Source organism: Pseudomonas sp. SCPG-7 (assembly GCF_002156405.1).
Lineage (GTDB): Bacteria > Pseudomonadota > Gammaproteobacteria > Pseudomonadales > Pseudomonadaceae > Aquipseudomonas > Aquipseudomonas parakoreensis.
Genome location: NZ_MVOO01000004.1, coordinates 339,752 through 357,771, shown reverse-complemented (window position 1 = coordinate 357,771; position 18,020 = coordinate 339,752). Strand labels below are relative to the sequence as shown.

The following is an 18,020-nucleotide window of genomic DNA, read 5'->3' as shown; positions in this document are numbered from 1 at the left end:
CGGGAGGGCGTGATGAATCTGGAAAGCAAATGGCTCGAGGACTTCAGTGCCCTGGCCGCCACCCGCAGCTTCTCGCAGGCGGCCGAACGGCGTTTCGTGACCCAGCCGGCGTTCAGTCGGCGGATTCGCAGCCTCGAAGCGGCGCTGGGCCTGACGCTGGTCAACCGCTCGCGCACGCCGATCGAATTGACGGCGGCCGGGCAACTGTTTCTGGTGACCGCGCGCACCGTGGTCGAACAGCTCGGTGAAGTGCTGCGTCATCTGCATCACCTCGAAGGCGGGCAGGGCGAAGTGATGCAGGTCGCCGCCGCGCACTCTTTGGCGCTGGGCTTCTTCCCGCGCTGGATTGCGCAACTGCGTAACGAAGGGCTGAATATCGCCACGCGATTGGTGGCAACCAACGTCGGCGACGCGGTGCACGCGCTGCGCGAAGGCGGCTGCGACCTGATGCTGGCGTTCTACGACCCGGACGCAGCGATGCAGATGGACCCGGAAATCTTCCCGTCGTTGCACCTGGGCCAGACCGAGATGCTGCCGGTGTGTGCGGCGGATGCCGAAGGCAAGCCGCTGTTCGATCTGGAAGGCGACGTCAGCGTGCCGTTGCTGGCGTACAGCGCCGGGGCGTTTCTCGGGCGCTCGGTGAATGGTTTGCTGCGTCAACGTCAGCTGCGCTTTACCACGATCTATGAAACCGCCATGGCCGACAGCCTGAAAAGCATGGCCCTGGAAGGCCTCGGCATCGCCTGGGTACCGCAACTGAGCGTGCGTGCCGAGCTGGCCCGCGGCGAACTGGTGGTCTGCGGCGGCCCGCAATGGCATGTACCGCTGGAAATTCGCCTGTACCGCTGCGCACTGGTGCGCAAGGCTAACGTGCGGTTGTTGTGGCGCAAGCTTGAAGGCGGCGCTGCGCAGGCTTCTTGAACCCACCCAACAACCCTGTGGGAGCTGGCTTGCCAGCGATGGCGGTGGGTCAGTCACCGCCTGTGGTTACTGATCCGACGCCATCGCTGGCAAGCCAGCTCCCACAGGTATCGAGTGATGCTGGAGCGCTGACCTTCAAGTCAATAAAACCGGGCCTTTCGCTGATTTGACAGATGGTCGTTTCGGGGGCTGTTTATTGCTTTCTTTGCGGTATACTGCGCGGCCTTCGGCCGGTACGTCCGGCCATTTTTCGTACAATCAAGCCACGCAATCCTGCGTGGCTTGTTGTTTTTGACGCGCCTGCGGGCGCCCAGAGAGAAGAGGCGCGACGATGAGTGCACTGGTTGGCGTGATCATGGGCTCCAAGTCCGATTGGTCCACCCTTAGCCACACCGCCGATATGCTGGAAAAGCTCGGCATCCCGTACGAGGTCAAGGTGGTTTCCGCCCACCGCACCCCGGATCTGCTGTTCCAGTACGCCGAAGAGGCTGAGGGCCGTGGCATCGAGGTGATCATCGCCGGTGCCGGTGGCGCAGCCCACCTGCCAGGCATGTGTGCGGCCAAGACCCACCTGCCGGTGCTGGGCGTTCCGGTGCAGTCGTCGATGCTCTCGGGCGTCGATTCGCTGCTGTCGATCGTGCAGATGCCGGCGGGCATCCCGGTTGCCACCCTGGCCATCGGCAAGGCCGGCGCGATCAACGCCGCGCTGCTGTCGGCGAGCATCCTCGGCGCCAAGCATCCACAATTCCACGCGGTACTGAAAACCTTCCGTGCCGAGCAGACAGACAGCGTCCTGGACAATCCAGACCCACGTATTGCCTGAGGTTGTTGAGATGAAGATCGGTGTAATCGGTGGCGGCCAGTTGGGCCGCATGTTGGCGCTGGCGGGCACTCCGCTGGGCATGAACTTCGCTTTCCTCGACCCTGCGCCGGATGCTTGTGCCGCCGCGCTGGGCGAACACCTGCGGGCCGATTACGGCGATCAGGATCACCTGCGCCAACTGGCTGACGAAGTCGACCTGGTGACCTTCGAGTTCGAAAGCGTCCCGGCGGAGACCGTGGCGTTTCTCTCGCAATTCGTCCCGGTCTATCCGAGCGCCGAGGCCCTGCGCATCGCTCGCGACCGCTGGTTCGAGAAGAGCATGTTCAAGGACCTGGGCATTCCGACCCCGGCCTTCGCCGACATTCAATCGCAAGCCGACCTGGACGCCGCCGTGGCTTCGATCGGTCTGCCGGCCGTGCTGAAAACCCGCACCCTGGGGTACGACGGCAAGGGTCAGAAAGTCCTGCGCAAGCCTGAAGACGTGATCGGTACCTTCGCCGAGCTGGGCAGCGTGGCCTGCCTGCTGGAAGGCTTCGTGCCGTTCACCGGTGAGGTTTCGCTGATCGCCGTGCGTGCCCGCGATGGTGAAACCCGCTTCTACCCGCTGGTGCACAACACCCACGACAGTGGCATCCTCAAGCTATCGGTGGCGAGCACCAATCACCCGCTGCAGGCTTTAGCCGAAGACTACTCCAGCCGTGTGCTCAAGCAGCTGGATTACGTCGGCGTGATGGCGTTCGAATTCTTTGAAGTCGACGGTGGCCTCAAGGCCAACGAAATCGCCCCGCGCGTGCACAACTCCGGGCACTGGACCACCGAAGGCGCCGAGTGCAGCCAGTTCGAAAACCATCTGCGCGCCGTAGCCGGCCTGCCGCTGGGCTCGACGGCCAAGGTCGGCGAGAGCGCCATGCTCAACTTCATCGGCGTGGTTCCGCCGGTTGAGAAAGTCATCGCCATCGAAGACTGCCATCTGCATCACTACGGCAAAGCCTTCAAGGCCGGGCGCAAGGTTGGTCACGCCAACCTGCGCTGCGCCGACATGGCCACGCTGCAGGCGCAGATCGTCAAGGTCGAAGCGCTGATCGCCGAGTAACGACAGTTTCATCTGGCAGCGGCGGAACCATTCAGGGCTCGCCGTTCTCTCATGGCAGGATGCCAAAGTCTGACTAGGCTTTGGCATATCTACTATTAAGTGTCAGAGGGAAATGCCATGGGAATTATCGGAACCATCTTTATCGGCTTGATCGTCGGCCTGCTGGCACGCTTCCTCAAACCGGGCGATGACAGCATGGGCTGGATCATGACCATCCTGCTCGGTATCGGCGGTTCGCTGGCGGCCACTTACGGCGGCCAGGCCCTGGGTATCTATCAGGCAGGTCAAGGCGCTGGCTTCATCGGTGCGCTGGTCGGCGCGATCGTGCTGCTGGTGATCTACGGCCTGATCAAAAAGAACTGATCCAAGCGACCAAGTCCTCTCTGCCAACGCGGCAGGGAGGGCTAGAATGCTCGGCGATTCAACGTCCTTCCTTTATCCGAGCATTTTTTACCGAGCACCTCCATGCGCCGTCTTTTGTTGACTCTCCTTTTGCTGGGCAGCGGTCTGGCCCACGCCGGCGAACTGCCGGAAACCGACTGGCTGGAACTGATGCCCAAGTCGGACCAGAAAGCCCTCGAGGCCATGCCCGAAATCGACCACAACTCCCCGGAAGCCACCGGCACCTTCACCGAGAAGGGCGGCATGAAGCAGGCCAAGGGTTTGCCGGCGGTGATGTATTCGACCAAGACCGTGGCGTCGATGAACGACAAGCACATCCGCATCGGTGGTTACCCGGTGCCGCTGGAATCCGATGCGAAGGGTCGCAGCACGCTGTTCTTCCTCGTGCCATACCCGGGCGCGTGCATCCACGTACCGCCACCGCCGCCGAATCAACTGGTGCTGGTGCGTTATCCAAAGGGCTTGAAGCTGGATGACATCTATACGCCGTTGTGGGTAACCGGCACGCTGAAGATCGAGAAGGTCAGCAATGACCTGGCCGACGCGGCGTATGCGCTGGAAGCGGACAAGGTGCGGGTGGTGCAGGAGTCCGATCTGTAATCGTCACCCCAAAACAACTGTGGGAGCGAGCCTGCTCGCGAAAGCGGTGTATCAGGCACTTGAAGAGTGGCTGACATAACGCATTCGCGAGCAGGCTCGCTCCCACATTTTGTTTTGCGGTACTGGTTAAAGCGGTTTACTACCGACGCTGACACCCATCGTATGGCTCGCACCCGACGCCAGATTCACCACATCATTCATCACATTCGCCGTCTCGATGCACAGCATGCGCTGCCAGCCGTCGTTGTCCATGTCGCTGAACGCGGCGGCGCGGTCGATCCACGGGTTCCAGATCACTGCGGTGCGTGAGCCGCTTGCGGTCAGTACGATGCGCCGCTCCCAGGCCGGGTCGACGATACTCAGTTGCGGCGGAGCCTCGAGGTAGATGCGGTCGGTTTCCCCGGCGAAGCGCAGTGCGCCTTGCTGGTGGTGAGTGTTCCAGTTGTCCAGGGTCTCGACGTACTCCAGACCGTCCACACCGTCGACGTGCACGTTGCGCACATCGCTGACTGCGAAATAAGTGTGCAGCGCCTGGCTGATGCTGACGGTTTCGACACCCCGGTTATGGCTGGTCAGGCTGATGTGCAACTGATCATTCAGATGCAGGGTCAGGGTCAGATCGACCTGATGCGGCCAGCCCGGCAGGCCACCTTCGGGGTAGGGCAGCTTGAATTCGACCTTGACGCCGTCAGCCTCTGATTCGATGCCGCCCAGCTCCCAATCCATCGCTCGCACCAGACCGTGTGCGGGTGCCGGTTGCTCACCGGTGTACATGGCCTGCACGTGCTGCGGGTTGCGTTCGAACTTGCCGAACCACGGCCAGCACACCGGCACACCGGCGCGGATGCTCTTGCCGGTCTTGAACACCGCCTTGTCGTTGAGCCAGATGATCGGCGGCTGGCCGTCGATCTGATAACTGAGGATGTGCGCGCCTTGCTGGGCGACCAGCACTTCGGCCTGACCGTGGCGGATGCGCCAGCAGTTCAGTTCATCCAGTTTCACGGCTTCAACGTTGGGCGTGTTCATGGGACAGCTCTCGATCAGACACTTGGGACGACTATCGACCGCAAAACCGCGGCGATGTTTAACGCGCGCGCGGTGGCACTGAGCGGGTGCGACCGCTGCCGTCGATGGCGACGAAGACGAATACCGCCTCGGTCACTTTACGCCACTCGCTGGACAGCGGATCGTCGCTCCACACTTCGACCATCATCTGGATCGAGCTGCGGCCGATTTCCAGGGTCTGGGTATAAAAGGACAATTGCGCACCGACCGCGACCGGCACCAGAAAGGCCATGCGGTCGATGGCCACGGTCGCCACACGGCCACCGGCAACGCGGCTGGCCATCGCGGTCCCCGCCAGGTCCATCTGCGCCACCAGCCAGCCGCCGAAAATATCGCCAAAGCCGTTGGTCTCGCGCGGGAGTGCGGTGATTTGCAAGGCCAGGTCGCCTTGCGGGATCGGATCTTCTTGTTCGAGCTCTATCATGCCGGGGGTGCCTCTGACCCGTGACTCTTCGTTGGTATTGCTGGTGGTAGCCGTCTTCAGGAAAAACGATTCAGCACCGAACATACTGCGTTCGTCACGTTTTCCATAGGCGTCTAAAGGGAAACTCTGCGAAAGCGGCTGGATCCACGCACCAGGGCGACCAACGACGTTTTCGCACAGCAACCCCCTACAAACCGGAGCAAGGTTGCGAGTATATCGGTCGGTAGACTCCACGACGACCTTCGGGTTCTGATTTTGACCGGCAAATACGCGCCTCTATGTGCTTTTTCGAACAATTTGCTATGGTGCCGAACCTGCCCAAGCCACAGCCAGCGTTGTTGTGGCGGTAGATCCGCCTATAAGAGAAGCCCTTGCCATGACCACAGCGCCTTCGAGCCTCGCGCAGCCCGAGCAACCTGCACGCCCCCTGACCCGCAATGATTACAAGACTCTGTCGCTATCGGCCTTGGGCGGTGCGCTGGAGTTTTACGATTTCATCATCTTCGTGTTCTTCGCCACCGTGGTCGGCAAGCTGTTCTTCCCGGCCGACATGCCCGAGTGGCTGCGCCTGATGCAGACCTTCGGCATTTTCGCCGCCGGTTACCTCGCGCGGCCGCTGGGCGGCATCGTCATGGCGCACTTCGGCGACCTGCTGGGGCGCAAGAAAATGTTCACCCTGAGCATTTTCATGATGGCCGTGCCGACCCTGATCATGGGTCTGCTGCCGACCTACGCACAGATCGGCCTGTGGGCGCCGATTCTGTTGCTGCTGATGCGGGTGATCCAGGGCGCAGCGATTGGCGGAGAGGTGCCGGGGGCGTGGGTCTTCGTTTCCGAACACGTGCCGCAAAGGCACATCGGCTACGCCTGCGGGACACTGACCAGCGGTTTGACCGCCGGCATCTTGCTCGGCTCGCTGGTCGCCACGGCAATCAACAGCATCTACACGCCAGTGGAGGTGTCCGACTACGCCTGGCGGATTCCATTCCTGCTCGGCGGCGTGTTCGGCCTGTTCTCGGTGTACCTGCGCCGCTGGCTGCACGAAACCCCGGTGTTCGCCGAATTGCAACTGCGCAAGGCGCTGGCCGAAGAAGTACCGCTGCGTGCGGTGCTGCGTGACCATCGCGGAGCAATTGCGATCTCGATGCTGCTGACCTGGCTGCTGTCCGCCGGGATCGTCGTGGTGATTCTGATGACCCCGACCGTGCTGCAGACGGTCTATCACTTCTCGCCAACGGTGGCGCTGCAATCGAACAGCCTGGCGATCGTGTTCCTCAGCGTCGGTTGCATCATCTCCGGCGCCCTGGCGGACCGTTTCGGCGCCGGCCGGGTGTTTGTCTTCGGTAGCCTGGGCCTGCTGATCAGCTCCTGGACTTTCTACCACAGCCTCGCCGACCACCCGAACTGGCTGTTCCCACTGTATGCGCTGACCGGTCTGCTGGTCGGCACTATCGGTGCGGTGCCCTACGTGATGGTCAAGGCGTTCCCGCCGGTGGTGCGCTTCAGCGGGCTGTCGTTCTCGTACAACGTGGCGTACGCGATCTTCGGTGGCCTGACGCCGATGGTGGTCAGCCTGCTGCTTAAAGAGAGTGCGATGGGCCCGGCCTACTATGTGGCGGTGCTGTGCGCGATGGGGATTCTTGTTGGCGCGTGGCTCTGGAACAAGGGTCGCTGATCCGTAATTTCCTCCAGCAGTACCGGCCCCTTCGCGAGCAGGCTCGCTCCCACATTGGAATGCATTTCAACTGTGGGAGCGGGCCTGCTCGCGAAGGGGGCGACTCGAATCATCCATTAAAAACTCCCATGCTGGCCTTTCATCCAATTGTCATATTTCAGCCATAGAGTGTTCACACGGCCTGCTGATACTTGGCCCCGACTTAACACACCCTATCTGCTAGGAGTAAGGCATGAAACTGAAGCGTTTGATGGCGGCAATGACTTTTGTCGCTGCTGGCGTTGCGACTGCCCACGCGGTAGCCGCTGGCGTTGACCCGGCAATTCCGGCTTACACCAAGGTCACCGGTGTATCGGGCAACTTGTCCAGCGTTGGTTCCGACACTCTGGCCAACCTCATGACCCTGTGGGCTGAGAACTACAAGAAAGAATACCCGAACGTAAACATCCAGATTCAGGCTGCTGGCTCCGCCACCGCGCCACCTGCGCTGACCGAAGGCACCTCCAACCTGGGCCCGATGAGCCGCAAGATGAAGGACACCGAACTGGCGGCCTTCGAACAGAAATACGGCTACAAGCCAACTGCTATTCCGGTGGCCGTGGACGCCCTGGCGGTGTTCGTGCACAAGGACAACCCGATCCAGCACCTGACCATGGAACAGGTTGACGCGATCTTCTCGTCTACCCGTCTGTGCGGCGCCAAAGCCGACGTGAAAACCTGGGGCGACCTGGGCGTGACCGGCGACCTGGCCAACAAGCCAGTGCAACTGTTCGGTCGTAACTCGGTATCCGGCACTTACGGCTACTTCAAGGAAGAAGCCCTGTGCAAAGGCGACTACAAGCCTAACGTCAACGAACAACCAGGTTCGGCGTCGGTTGTGCAGTCGATCAGCTCCTCGCTGAACGGCATCGGCTACTCGGGCATCGGCTACAAGACTGCCAGCGTGAAGACTGTTGCTCTGTCGAAGAAAGGCAGCACTGACTTCATCGAAGACACCGAAGAAAACGCCCTGAACGGCAAGTACCCACTGTCGCGCTTCCTCTACGTTTACGTGAACAAGGCCCCGAACAAGCCTCTGGCCCCGCTGGAAGCCGAGTTCGTGAAACTGGTTCTGTCCAAACAGGGCCAGGAAGTGGTGGTGAAAGACGGCTACATCCCACTGCCAGCCAAGGTTGCTGCAAAAGCACTGGCTGACCTGGGTCTGCAGGAAGGCGGCGCTGAAGTCGCAAAAAAGTAACAAACTGAGTCAGGGGTAAACCCCGCCTGACTCATGTGGGAGCGAGCCTGCTCGCGAAGCGGCCTTCAGAACCGGCACTTTCGCGAGCAAGTTCGCCCCACACTCCCCGAATTCTTTTATCCACTGCCAGTGCCCCGCTGGCGGCGGATTTGCTGCGTCACTGCATTGTCATCTTTCTGTCATACAGGATCGCTAGGGTGTGCGCATGAATGATCTGGCCAATTCCAAAATGACTACGAACCCTCCCAAGCGCATTGACTTCAATACGCCTGAGTTGCAACGCAAGCGCCGCATTCGCGCGCTCAAGGATCGCTTCACCCGCTGGTACGTCCTCGTTGGCGGTCTGGCGGTGCTGGCAGCCATCACGCTGATCTTCTTCTTCCTCGCCTACGTCGTTGCCCCGTTGTTCCAGGGTGCCAGCCTGACCGCGAAAGATGCCATTACCCCAGCCTGGATGCAGGACGCCGGCAAGCCGCTGATGATTTCGCTCGAAGAGCAGAATCAGGTGGCAATGCGCGTTTCCGACAAAGGCCAGGCGCTGTTCTTCGACATCGACAGTGGCGCTGAATTGAAGCGCGTCGATCTGCCGGTTCCTGCTGGCGCGACCGTCACTTCCATTGGCGAAGATCAGCCAGGTCATCCGCTGGTAGCGGTGGGCCTGTCCAACGGCCAGGCGCTGGTGTTCCGTCACACCTATAAAGTCAGCTATCCCGATGGCAAGAAAACCATCACCCCGGCCATCGAATACCCGTACGGCGAAGCCCCGATCGCAGTGAACGAGAGCGGCGGTGCGCTGGAGCACGTCAGCCTCAACGCCACCGATTCGACGCTGATGCTGGTCGGCTCGACCGGTGCGCAACTTAATGTGCTGTCGCTGACCAGCGAAGAAAACATGATGACCGGCGAAGTCACCAACGAGCAGAAGCGTATCGAACTGCCGCAGATGACCGAGCCGGTGAAAAACATCTTCGTCGACCCGCGCCAGCAATGGCTGTACGTGGTCAACGGGCGCGCCCAGGCCGACGTGTTCAGCCTGCGCGACAAGAGCCTCAACGGTCGCTACAAACTGCTGGAAAACGCTGACGCCGAAGTCACTGCGAGCACGCAACTGGTGGGTGGCATCTCGCTGATCATCGGTGACTCCAAGGGTGGCCTGGCCCAGTGGTTCATGGCCCGTGATACCGATGGCGAACTGCGCCTGAAGCAGATCCGTACTTTCCAGATGGGCACCACGCCGATCGTTGAAATCACCGCCGAAGAGCGTCGCAAGGGCTTCGTGGCCCTTGATGCCAGCGGCAAGCTCGGTGTGTTCCACAGCACCGCGCACCGCACGTTGCTGGTCGAGCCGGTGGCCGAAGGTCAGGGCCTGTTCGGCCTGTCGCCGCGCGCCAACCGGGTGATCGTCGAGGCCGGCGGCAAGCTGCAACCGCTGCTGCTCGACAACCCGCACCCGGAAGTGTCGTGGAGCGCGTTGTGGAGCAAGGTCTGGTACGAGAACTACGACGAGCCTAAATACGTCTGGCAATCGACGGCGGCCAACACCGATTTCGAACCGAAACTGAGTCTCTCGCCACTGACCTTCGGCACCCTGAAAGCCGCGTTCTACGCGATGCTGCTGGCGGCACCGCTGGCGGTTGCCGCTGCGATCTACACCGCCTACTTTATGGCCCCGGGCATGCGCCGCAAGGTCAAGCCGGTGATCGAGTTGATGGAAGCGATGCCGACGGTGATCCTCGGGTTCTTCGCCGGTCTGTTCCTCGCCCCGTATGTGGAAGGGCATCTGCCGGGCATCTTCAGTCTGCTGATGCTGTTGCCGATCGGCATTCTGGTCGCCGGTTTTACCTTCAGTCGCCTGCCTGAGTCGATCCGCCTGAAAGTCCCGGATGGCTGGGAAAGTGCGCTGCTGATTCCGGTGATCCTGTTTGTCGGTTGGTTGTCGCTGTACATGAGCCCGTACATGGAGAACTGGTTCTTCGGCGGTGACATGCGCATGTGGATCTCCCACGACCTGGGCATCACCTACGACCAGCGCAACGCTCTGGTGGTGGGTCTGGCGATGGGTTTTGCGGTGATCCCGAACATCTACTCGATTGCCGAAGACGCCGTGTTCAGCGTGCCGCGTGGCCTGACCCTCGGTTCCCTGGCGCTTGGTGCCACGCCGTGGCAGACCATGACCCGCGTGGTGATCCTCACCGCCAGCCCGGGGATCTTCTCGGCGCTGATGATCGGCATGGGCCGTGCGGTCGGCGAAACCATGATCGTGTTGATGGCCACCGGTAACACTCCGGTCATGGAAATGAACCTGTTCGAAGGCCTGCGCACCCTGGCCGCCAACGTCGCGGTGGAAATGCCTGAGTCGGAAGTCGGCGGCAGTCACTACCGCGTGCTGTTCCTCTCGGCGCTGGTGCTGCTGTTGTTCACCTTCGTCATGAACACCCTGGCAGAACTGATTCGTCAGCGTCTGCGCAAGAAATACTCGTCGCTTTAAGAAAGGTAGAAGTCTGTGAAACAGAACTCCCTGAATGGATGGTTCAAGAGCGGCGCCCCGGGCGTCTGGATCAGCGGTGGCGCGGTGTCCATCGCGGTCATCATGACCATTGGCCTGCTGGCGGTGATTGCCGTGCGCGGTCTGGGTCACTTCTGGCCGGCGGACCTGATCCACGCCAGCTACGACGTACCGGGCCAGGCCAATCACCTGGTCATCGGCGAAGTGGTACAGAAAGAAGAAGTACCGCGCGCACGCCTGAAAAGCGCCGGCCTGCCGGTGCCTGATCAGGGCCCGGAATTCATGACCCGCGAGCTGATCAAGGTCGGTAACCGCGACCTGAACGGCAACGACTTCACCTGGGTGGTCGGCGAGTGGCTGACCAAGCAGACCACGCCGCCGGAACTGATGGCGATCGAGCGTCGCGAGTGGGGCAACTTCTACGGCTACCTGGTCAACGTCAAACAGGACGGCAAGGTGATCGCCGAAGGTGAAGCGGCGTGGCCTGAGCTACAAGCGCGGATCAACCGGGTGAACGGCCTGGCTGCACAGCTCAAATCGCTGGAAAAGACTGACATCGGTGCGATCAACGCAGGGCTGGAACGCATCCGTCTGCACGGGCGCAAGCTGGAACTGGACGGCAAGCTCGACGCCACCGCGCAAGCGGACATGGACGCCGAGCGTGCCGAGCTGAACGCGCGTTATCAGGACGTCGAAGCACGCCTGAGCGATCTGCATGCGCAGTTCAACCGCGACGCGTTGACCGCCCGCGATGCCAACGGCAAAGAGATCGAAATCAGCCTGGGCAAAGTGGTTCACGCTTACCAGCCGAACGCCATGGGCACGATGACCAAGATCGGTTTCTACTTTGGCAAGGTCTGGGAGTTCCTCTCGGATGACCCGCGTGAAGCGAACACCGAAGGCGGGATCTTCCCGGCGATCTTCGGCACCGTGATGATGACCCTGATCATGGCGATGATCGTCACCCCGTTCGGCGTGCTGGCGGCGGTGTACCTGCGTGAATACGCCAAGCAGAACGCCCTGACCCGGATCATCCGCATCGCGGTGAACAACCTCGCCGGTGTTCCGGCGATCGTTTACGGCGTGTTCGGTCTGGGCTTCTTCGTCTACGTGCTGGGTGGTTCGGTCGACCGTCTGTTCTTCCCCGAAGCACTGCCGGCGCCGACGTTCGGTACACCGGGTCTGCTCTGGGCCTCGTTGACCCTGGCGCTGCTGGCGGTGCCGGTGGTGATCGTGGCGACCGAGGAAGGTCTGGCGCGTATCCCGCGCACCGTCCGTGAAGGCTCGCTGGCACTGGGCGCGACCAAGGCCGAGACGCTGTGGAAGATCGTCCTGCCAATGGCCAGCCCGGCCATGATGACCGGCATGATCCTCGCCGTGGCCCGCGCCGCCGGTGAAGTGGCGCCGCTGATGCTGGTGGGTGTGGTGAAACTGGCGCCGTCGCTGCCGGTGGACGGCAACTACCCGTACCTGCACCTGGACCAGAAGATCATGCACCTGGGCTTCCACATCTATGACGTCGGCTTCCAGAGCCCGAACGTCGAAGCGGCACGACCGCTGGTGTACGCCACGGCGCTGCTGCTGGTGCTGGTGATCGCCACGTTGAACCTGTCGGCGGTGTGGATTCGTAACCACCTGCGCGAAAAATACAAAGCTTTGGACAGTTAATACAGACCCTGTGGGAGCTGGCTTGCCAGCGATGCAGGCAACTCGGTCTGCCAGTAACACCGCGGTGATGCCATCGCTGGCAAGCCAGCTCCCACAGGAGTCGCGACAGACACAGAATTTGAGTAATCCGCTGGCGTTGTCCGGCGGTTCAACGAACCGAATTTGTTAGCACAGGGAGCCTCCCATGCAGCACGAAACACATACCCACGGCATCAACATGTCGGCCCTGGGTCGCGACAAGCAGAGCCTGAGCCTCGAGCAGGAAACGGTGGCCATCGAAGTCCCGGGCCTGAGCCTGTTCTACGGTGAGAAGCAGGCGCTGTTCGACGTCAGCATGAACATCCCGAAACAGCGCGTGACCGCGTTTATCGGCCCGTCCGGCTGCGGCAAGTCCACGCTGCTGCGCACCTTCAATCGTATGAACGACCTGGTTGACGGTTGCCGTGTCGAAGGTGCGATCAACCTGTACGGCAACAACATCTACCGCAAGGGTGAAGACGTCGCCGAGCTGCGTCGCCGCGTCGGCATGGTGTTCCAGAAGCCCAACCCGTTCCCCAAGACCATTTACGAAAACGTGGTCTACGGCCTGCGTATCCAGGGCATCAACAAGAAGCGCATCCTCGACGAAGCGGTCGAGTGGGCGTTGAAAGGCGCTGCACTGTGGGATGAGGTCAAAGACCGTCTGCACGACTCGGCACTCGGCCTGTCCGGTGGTCAGCAGCAGCGTCTGGTGATCGCGCGCACCATCGCCGTTGAACCGGAAGTGTTGCTGCTCGACGAGCCGTGCTCGGCCCTCGACCCGATCTCGACCCTGAAAGTCGAAGAGCTGATCTACGAGCTGAAGTCAAAGTTCACCATCGTCATCGTGACCCACAACATGCAGCAGGCCGCGCGGGTTTCCGACTACACGGCGTTCATGTACATGGGCAAACTGGTGGAATTCGGCGACACCGATACCCTGTTCACCAATCCGGCGAAGAAACAGACCGAAGACTACATCACCGGTCGTTATGGCTGACAGTTGCGGTTATTCACAGAATTGACGCTGCGGCCCACCGCACCTTACCGGACGCTCCAAGGACGCCAACATGATTAGTAAAGAAGGCCTTACCCACCACATCTCCGCGCAGTTCAACGCCGAGCTTGAGGAAGTGCGCAGCCACCTCCTGGCCATGGGCGGGCTGGTCGAGAAGCAGGTCAACGACGCGGTCACCGCGCTGATCGAGGCCGATTCCGGTCTGGCCCAGCAGGTGCGCGAGATCGACGACCAGATCAATCAGATGGAACGCAACATCGACGAAGAATGCCTGCGCATTCTCGCCCGTCGTCAGCCGGCGGCGTCCGACCTGCGGCTGATCATCAGCATCTCCAAGTCGGTGATCGATCTGGAGCGCATTGGCGACGAAGCGACCAAGATCGCCCGCCGCGCCATCCAGCTGTGCGAAGAAGGCGAAGCGCCGCGCGGTTATGTCGAAGTGCGTCATATCGGCGACCAGGTGCGCAACATGGTGCGCGATGCGCTGGACGCCTTTGCCCGCTTCGACGCCGATCTGGCGCTGTCGGTGGCGCAATACGACAAGGTCATCGACCGCGAATACAAGACCGCCCTACGCGAGCTGGCGACCTACATGATGGAAGACCCGCGCTCTATCTCGCGGGTTCTGAGCATCATCTGGGTGCTGCGTTCGCTGGAGCGTATCGGCGACCACGCGCGCAACATCTCGGAGTTGGTGATCTACCTGGTACGCGGCACCGATGTGCGCCACCTGGGCCTCAAACGCATGAAAGAAGAAGTTCAAGGCACAAGCGGCGAAACCGCTAATGTTCCGGGCGATGCTGACGATAAGTAAGATTGCCTGAGAAAAGCGCCCGGCCCTTTGGCCGGGCGTTTTTGTTTATGGCGCTTGAACAGAAAATCGAATTGAAAAGCAGCACCCGCGAACGAAAAGTCCCGGCGTGACTGAAGATTGTTGGCAATGTGCCATCAGCAAAGCGGTATGCTTGCCGGGATTTTTATAGGGGTGTTGGATGAGCAAGATCAGTGTGTTGGTCGTGGACGATGCTTCGTTCATTCGCGACCTGGTGAAAAAGTGCCTGCGTAATTACTTCCCGGGGATCCGCACCGAGGATGCCATCAACGGCAAAAAGGCTCAGGCCATGTTGGCCAAGGAAGCATTCGACCTGGTGCTGTGCGACTGGGAAATGCCGGAAATGTCCGGTCTTGAACTGCTGACCTGGTGCCGCGAGCAGGACAATCTCAAGACCATGCCATTCATCATGGTCACCAGCCGTGGTGATAAAGAGAACGTAGTGCAGGCGATTCAGGCCGGCGTTTCCGGCTACGTCAGCAAGCCGTTCACCAACGAGCAACTGCTGACCAAGGTCAAGCAGGCGCTGAACAAGGTCGGCAAGCTCGACACCCTGATGAACAGCGCGCCGACCAAGATGAATTCGGCGTTTGGCAACGATTCCCTGAGCGCGTTGACCGGTGGCAAGCCTGCGGTGGTCGGTGCTGCGCCGGCCGCTGCGGCGGCCAATCCGTTCGCCAAGCCTGCCGCTGCGGCGGCACCTGCTGCGGCGCCGTCCCGCGGCTTGCTCAACAGCCCGCCAGTCCAGGCTCCGGCCGCCTCCAAAGCGCCGGCCGGCGGTCGTGGCCAGGGCCAACTGCGCCTGCCCGGCGGCACCCAGCAATGCGTGATCAAGGCCCTGAGCATCAAGGAAGCGCTGTTGGTGGTGAAACGCACCGATGCCCTGCCGCAGATTCTCGACAGCGCCGTGCTCGATCTGGAGCAGGGCGACAACGCCGAAATCGCCCGCCTCAACGGCTACCTGCACGCTATCGTTGCCCACGAACAGAAAGCCGACAGCGACTGGCTGCAACTGACGTTCCGTTTCGTCGACCAGGATGCGCAGAAGCTCGACTACATCTCCCGCCTGATCGCCCGCGGTACGGCGCAGAAGCACTTCGTTCCGGGCGCGTAAGCGGCGTCTGTGAAAAGATCGCAGCCTGCGGCAGCTCCTACATTGGAATGCATTTCCCTGTAGGAGCTGCCGCAGGCTGCGATCTTTTGCTTTGTGCGCTGGGCGACTTGAAACATCTGTCGACTAGCCTGGTCTGTCTCAGCTGCTAGGCTCTTTTCCAGGCCTTCCTTCGACAGATTTCTGCCCATGCTCGCGCGCCTGCTGTTTCTCTGTGGTCTTTTCCTGGCCTCCACCTCGACTGTGGCCATGACCATCTACAAATCCACCGATGCCAACGGTGTCGTCTCGTACAGCGATCGACCGAGCAAAGGCTCGCAGGTGTTCGTGTTTCAGGACCGCATGGTCGAACATCTGGAGCGCCAGGTGTACCTCGACATCAAGAAGCAGAAGGGCGCCGACGTGGTGTTCGTGCGCAACGATCTGTATGCACCGGTCGAGATTGCGCTGGCGTTTACCGGGATGAGCAACGTGCGTGGCGTGCCGGCCCAGACCATCCGCCGAGTGCTGCCTGCGCGCAGTAATACCCGGTTGGCGCTGCTCACAGCGATTACCCAGGGTCAGCCGCTGGTGTATTCACCGCAATTTCAGTATTCGCTGGGTGACCCTGCAGGCGCCGCGCAGAGCTATCGCTATCCGTTGCCGTGGCGGGGCGGGCCGTTCCGTCTGAGTCAGGGCGCCAACGGCCAGTACAGCCACTACGGGCCGAAGAACCGGTATGCGATGGACATCGCCATGCCGGTCGGCACGCCGATCATCGCCGCACGGGCCGGGGTGGTGGTGAAAACCGAAAATTCGCAGAGCGGGCGCGGCAATGATGCGTCCGGCAATTTCGTCCGGGTGCTGCATGACGACGGCACGATGGGCGTGTACCTGCACCTCAAGCAAGGTTCAGTGAGCGTACGCGAGGGGCAGCGGGTGACGGTTGGCAGCCCGCTGGCGCTGTCGGGCAATACCGGCAACAGCAGCGGCCCGCACCTGCACTTTGTGGTGCAGCGCAATACCGGGCAGGGGCTGGTGTCGATTCCGTATCAGTTCAACCAGCCACTGGGGGCGTTGCCCAACTTTGCGTTGGGCAAACAATAAAGGCAGTGGAGCTCAACTGTGGCGAGGGAGCTTGCTCCCGCTGGGCTGCGAAGCGGCCCCAAAGCCCTGAAACCGCGTTCGATCAGATACACCTTGCACGCGGCTTTGCGGCTGCTGTGCAGCCGAGCGGGAGCAAGCTCCCTCGCAACAAAAGCTGTCCTGCAATCGCGATCAATCCAGCATCAACACCTTGGCCAGCACAATCTTCGGCCCTTTCATCTTCTTGATGATGATCCGCAGGCCTTCGACTTCCAGCACCTCTTCCTCTTCCGGGACGCGCTTGAGAGTCTCGTAGACCAGCCCGGCGAGGGTTTCTGCTTCGATGTGATCCAGGTCGATACCGAGCAGGCGTTCAACCTTGAACAATGGCGTGTCGCCGCGTACCAGTAGCTTGCCCGGCTGATACGCGAGGATCCCGCGCTCGGCCTTGCGGTGTTCGTCCTGGATGTCGCCGACCAGCACTTCCAGCACGTCTTCCATGGTCAGGTAGCCGATGATGTTGCCGTCGGCCTCTTCGACCACGGCAAAGTGCGAGCCGCCCTTGCGGAACTGCTCCAGCAGCTGCGACAGCGGCATGTGCCGCGACACGCGCTCCAGCGGGCGGGTCAGCTCGGCCAGGTTGAACGACTCGGGAATGTGGTCCAGCGCCGCCAGTTCCAGCAGCAGGTCCTTGATGTGCAGCAGGCCGACGAACTCCTGGCGCTCGCTGTCGTACACCGGGTAGCGGCTGAACTTGTGGCGACGGAACATCGCGAGGATTTCTTTCAGCGGCGCGTTGAATTCGAGGGTGATCAGGTCTTCGCGGGAGTTGGCCCAGTCGACCACCTCCAGTTCGCCCATCTCCACTGCCGAGGCCAGCACGCGCATGCCTTGGTCGCTCGGGTCCTGACCACGGCTGGAGTGCAGGATCAGTTTCAGCTCTTCGCGGCTGTAATGATGCTCGTGATGCGGGCCGGGTTCGCCCTGGCCGGCGATGCGCAGAATCGCATTGGCGCTGGCGTTGAGCAGGTAGATCGCCGGGTACATCGCCCAGTAGAACAGGTACAGCGGCACTGCCGTCCACAGCGACAGCAGCTCGGGTTTGCGGATCGCCCATGACTTGGGCGCCAGCTCACCGACCACGATGTGCAGGTAGGAAATGATGAAGAACGCGGTAAAGAACGAAATGCCTTTGACCACTTCCGGCGACTGCACGCCGACCGCGCTCAGCAGCGGCTCGAGCAGGTGCGCGAACGCCGGTTCACCGACCCAGCCCAGGCCGAGGGAGGCGAGGGTGATACCGAGCTGACAGGCCGAGAGGTACGCATCCAGTTGACTGTGAACGGTGCGCAGGATGTGCCCGCGCCAGCCGTTCTTGTCGGCGATGGCCTCGACCCGGGTCGAGCGCAGTTTGACCATGGCAAATTCCGCCGCAACGAAGAAGCCGTTGAGCAACACCAGGATCAGAGCAAAAAGAATCATGCCGAAATCGGCGAAAATCGTAGCGAGGGACAAGCCAGGGGAAGGGTCCATGATGGAGTTTTGCAGGTTCCGTGTGATTC

At 61.3% G+C, this 18,020-nt stretch carries 16 protein-coding genes; 13 read left to right on the top strand and 3 right to left on the bottom strand.

From position 1 onward, the window contains the following. The first annotated feature begins 12 nt into the window (after positions 1–12). From B1722_RS11055 to B1722_RS11035, 5 genes are all read left to right on the top strand, one after another. Complete coding sequence (locus B1722_RS11055) at positions 13–921, top strand: LysR substrate-binding domain-containing protein (protein WP_041071648.1); 909 nt, start codon at positions 13–15, stop codon at positions 919–921. 331 nt (positions 922–1,252) lie between these two features. After that, the gene (gene purE / locus B1722_RS11050; RefSeq protein WP_003229641.1) at positions 1,253–1,744 is read left to right on the top strand and encodes a 5-(carboxyamino)imidazole ribonucleotide mutase; all 492 of its coding nucleotides are present in this window, start codon (positions 1,253–1,255) and stop codon (positions 1,742–1,744) included. Positions 1,745–1,754: 10 nt separating this feature from the next. Next, the gene (locus B1722_RS11045) at positions 1,755–2,837 is read left to right on the top strand and encodes a 5-(carboxyamino)imidazole ribonucleotide synthase (RefSeq protein WP_086792485.1); all 1,083 of its coding nucleotides are present in this window, start codon (positions 1,755–1,757) and stop codon (positions 2,835–2,837) included. Positions 2,838–2,954: 117 nt separating this feature from the next. Beyond that, positions 2,955–3,200 (top strand): GlsB/YeaQ/YmgE family stress response membrane protein, encoded by a 246-nt coding sequence (locus B1722_RS11040; RefSeq protein WP_003229635.1) that lies wholly within the window; start codon positions 2,955–2,957, stop codon positions 3,198–3,200. A gap of 102 nt (positions 3,201–3,302) precedes the next feature. Further along, positions 3,303–3,839 carry a DUF3299 domain-containing protein gene (locus B1722_RS11035; RefSeq protein WP_027610367.1) on the top strand — a complete coding sequence of 179 codons (537 nt, stop codon included), beginning with the start codon at positions 3,303–3,305 and terminating at the stop codon, positions 3,837–3,839. Positions 3,840–3,965: 126 nt separating this feature from the next. Here B1722_RS11035 and B1722_RS11030 read toward each other — a convergent pair whose 3' ends face one another. Together B1722_RS11030 and B1722_RS11025 are read right to left on the bottom strand one after the other, a co-directional pair. Next, a complete protein-coding gene (locus B1722_RS11030; protein WP_086792484.1) occupies positions 3,966–4,865 on the bottom strand; it encodes a D-hexose-6-phosphate mutarotase in 900 nt (299 codons plus the stop codon). Between the two features lie 58 nt (positions 4,866–4,923). Further along, a complete protein-coding gene (locus tag B1722_RS11025) occupies positions 4,924–5,328 on the bottom strand; it encodes an acyl-CoA thioesterase (protein ID WP_003229628.1) in 405 nt (134 codons plus the stop codon). Positions 5,329–5,704: 376 nt separating this feature from the next. Here B1722_RS11025 and B1722_RS11020 point away from each other — a divergent pair, with 376 nt between their 5' ends. The 8 genes from B1722_RS11020 to B1722_RS10985 all read left to right on the top strand — a co-directional run bounded on the left by B1722_RS11020 (position 5,705) and on the right by B1722_RS10985 (position 16,479). After that, positions 5,705–7,003 (top strand): MFS transporter, encoded by a 1,299-nt coding sequence (locus B1722_RS11020; RefSeq protein ID WP_041071641.1) that lies wholly within the window; start codon positions 5,705–5,707, stop codon positions 7,001–7,003. Between the two features lie 232 nt (positions 7,004–7,235). Further along, entirely contained in the window at positions 7,236–8,240 is a 1,005-nt protein-coding gene (locus tag B1722_RS11015; RefSeq protein ID WP_086792482.1) for a phosphate ABC transporter substrate-binding protein PstS, read from the top strand. A 454-nt stretch (positions 8,241–8,694) separates the two neighbouring features. Continuing rightward, positions 8,695–10,728 carry an ABC transporter permease subunit gene (locus B1722_RS11010; RefSeq protein ID WP_174376841.1) on the top strand — a complete coding sequence of 678 codons (2,034 nt, stop codon included), beginning with the start codon at positions 8,695–8,697 and terminating at the stop codon, positions 10,726–10,728. 15 nt (positions 10,729–10,743) lie between these two features. After that, a complete protein-coding gene (gene pstA, locus B1722_RS11005; protein WP_086792480.1) occupies positions 10,744–12,414 on the top strand; it encodes a phosphate ABC transporter permease PstA in 1,671 nt (556 codons plus the stop codon). Positions 12,415–12,598: 184 nt separating this feature from the next. After that, positions 12,599–13,432 (top strand): phosphate ABC transporter ATP-binding protein PstB, encoded by an 834-nt coding sequence (gene pstB / locus B1722_RS11000; RefSeq protein ID WP_007962289.1) that lies wholly within the window; start codon positions 12,599–12,601, stop codon positions 13,430–13,432. A gap of 70 nt (positions 13,433–13,502) precedes the next feature. Continuing rightward, a complete protein-coding gene (phoU, locus tag B1722_RS10995; protein WP_007962290.1) occupies positions 13,503–14,264 on the top strand; it encodes a phosphate signaling complex protein PhoU in 762 nt (253 codons plus the stop codon). Positions 14,265–14,442: 178 nt separating this feature from the next. Continuing rightward, a complete protein-coding gene (locus tag B1722_RS10990) occupies positions 14,443–15,396 on the top strand; it encodes a response regulator (protein ID WP_086792478.1) in 954 nt (317 codons plus the stop codon). 186 nt (positions 15,397–15,582) lie between these two features. After that, complete coding sequence (locus tag B1722_RS10985; protein WP_041071631.1) at positions 15,583–16,479, top strand: M23 family metallopeptidase; 897 nt, start codon at positions 15,583–15,585, stop codon at positions 16,477–16,479. A gap of 171 nt (positions 16,480–16,650) precedes the next feature. Here B1722_RS10985 and B1722_RS10980 read toward each other — a convergent pair whose 3' ends face one another. Further along, a complete protein-coding gene (locus B1722_RS10980; protein ID WP_007962298.1) occupies positions 16,651–17,991 on the bottom strand; it encodes a hemolysin family protein in 1,341 nt (446 codons plus the stop codon). Positions 17,992–18,020: the final 29 nt, after the last annotated feature.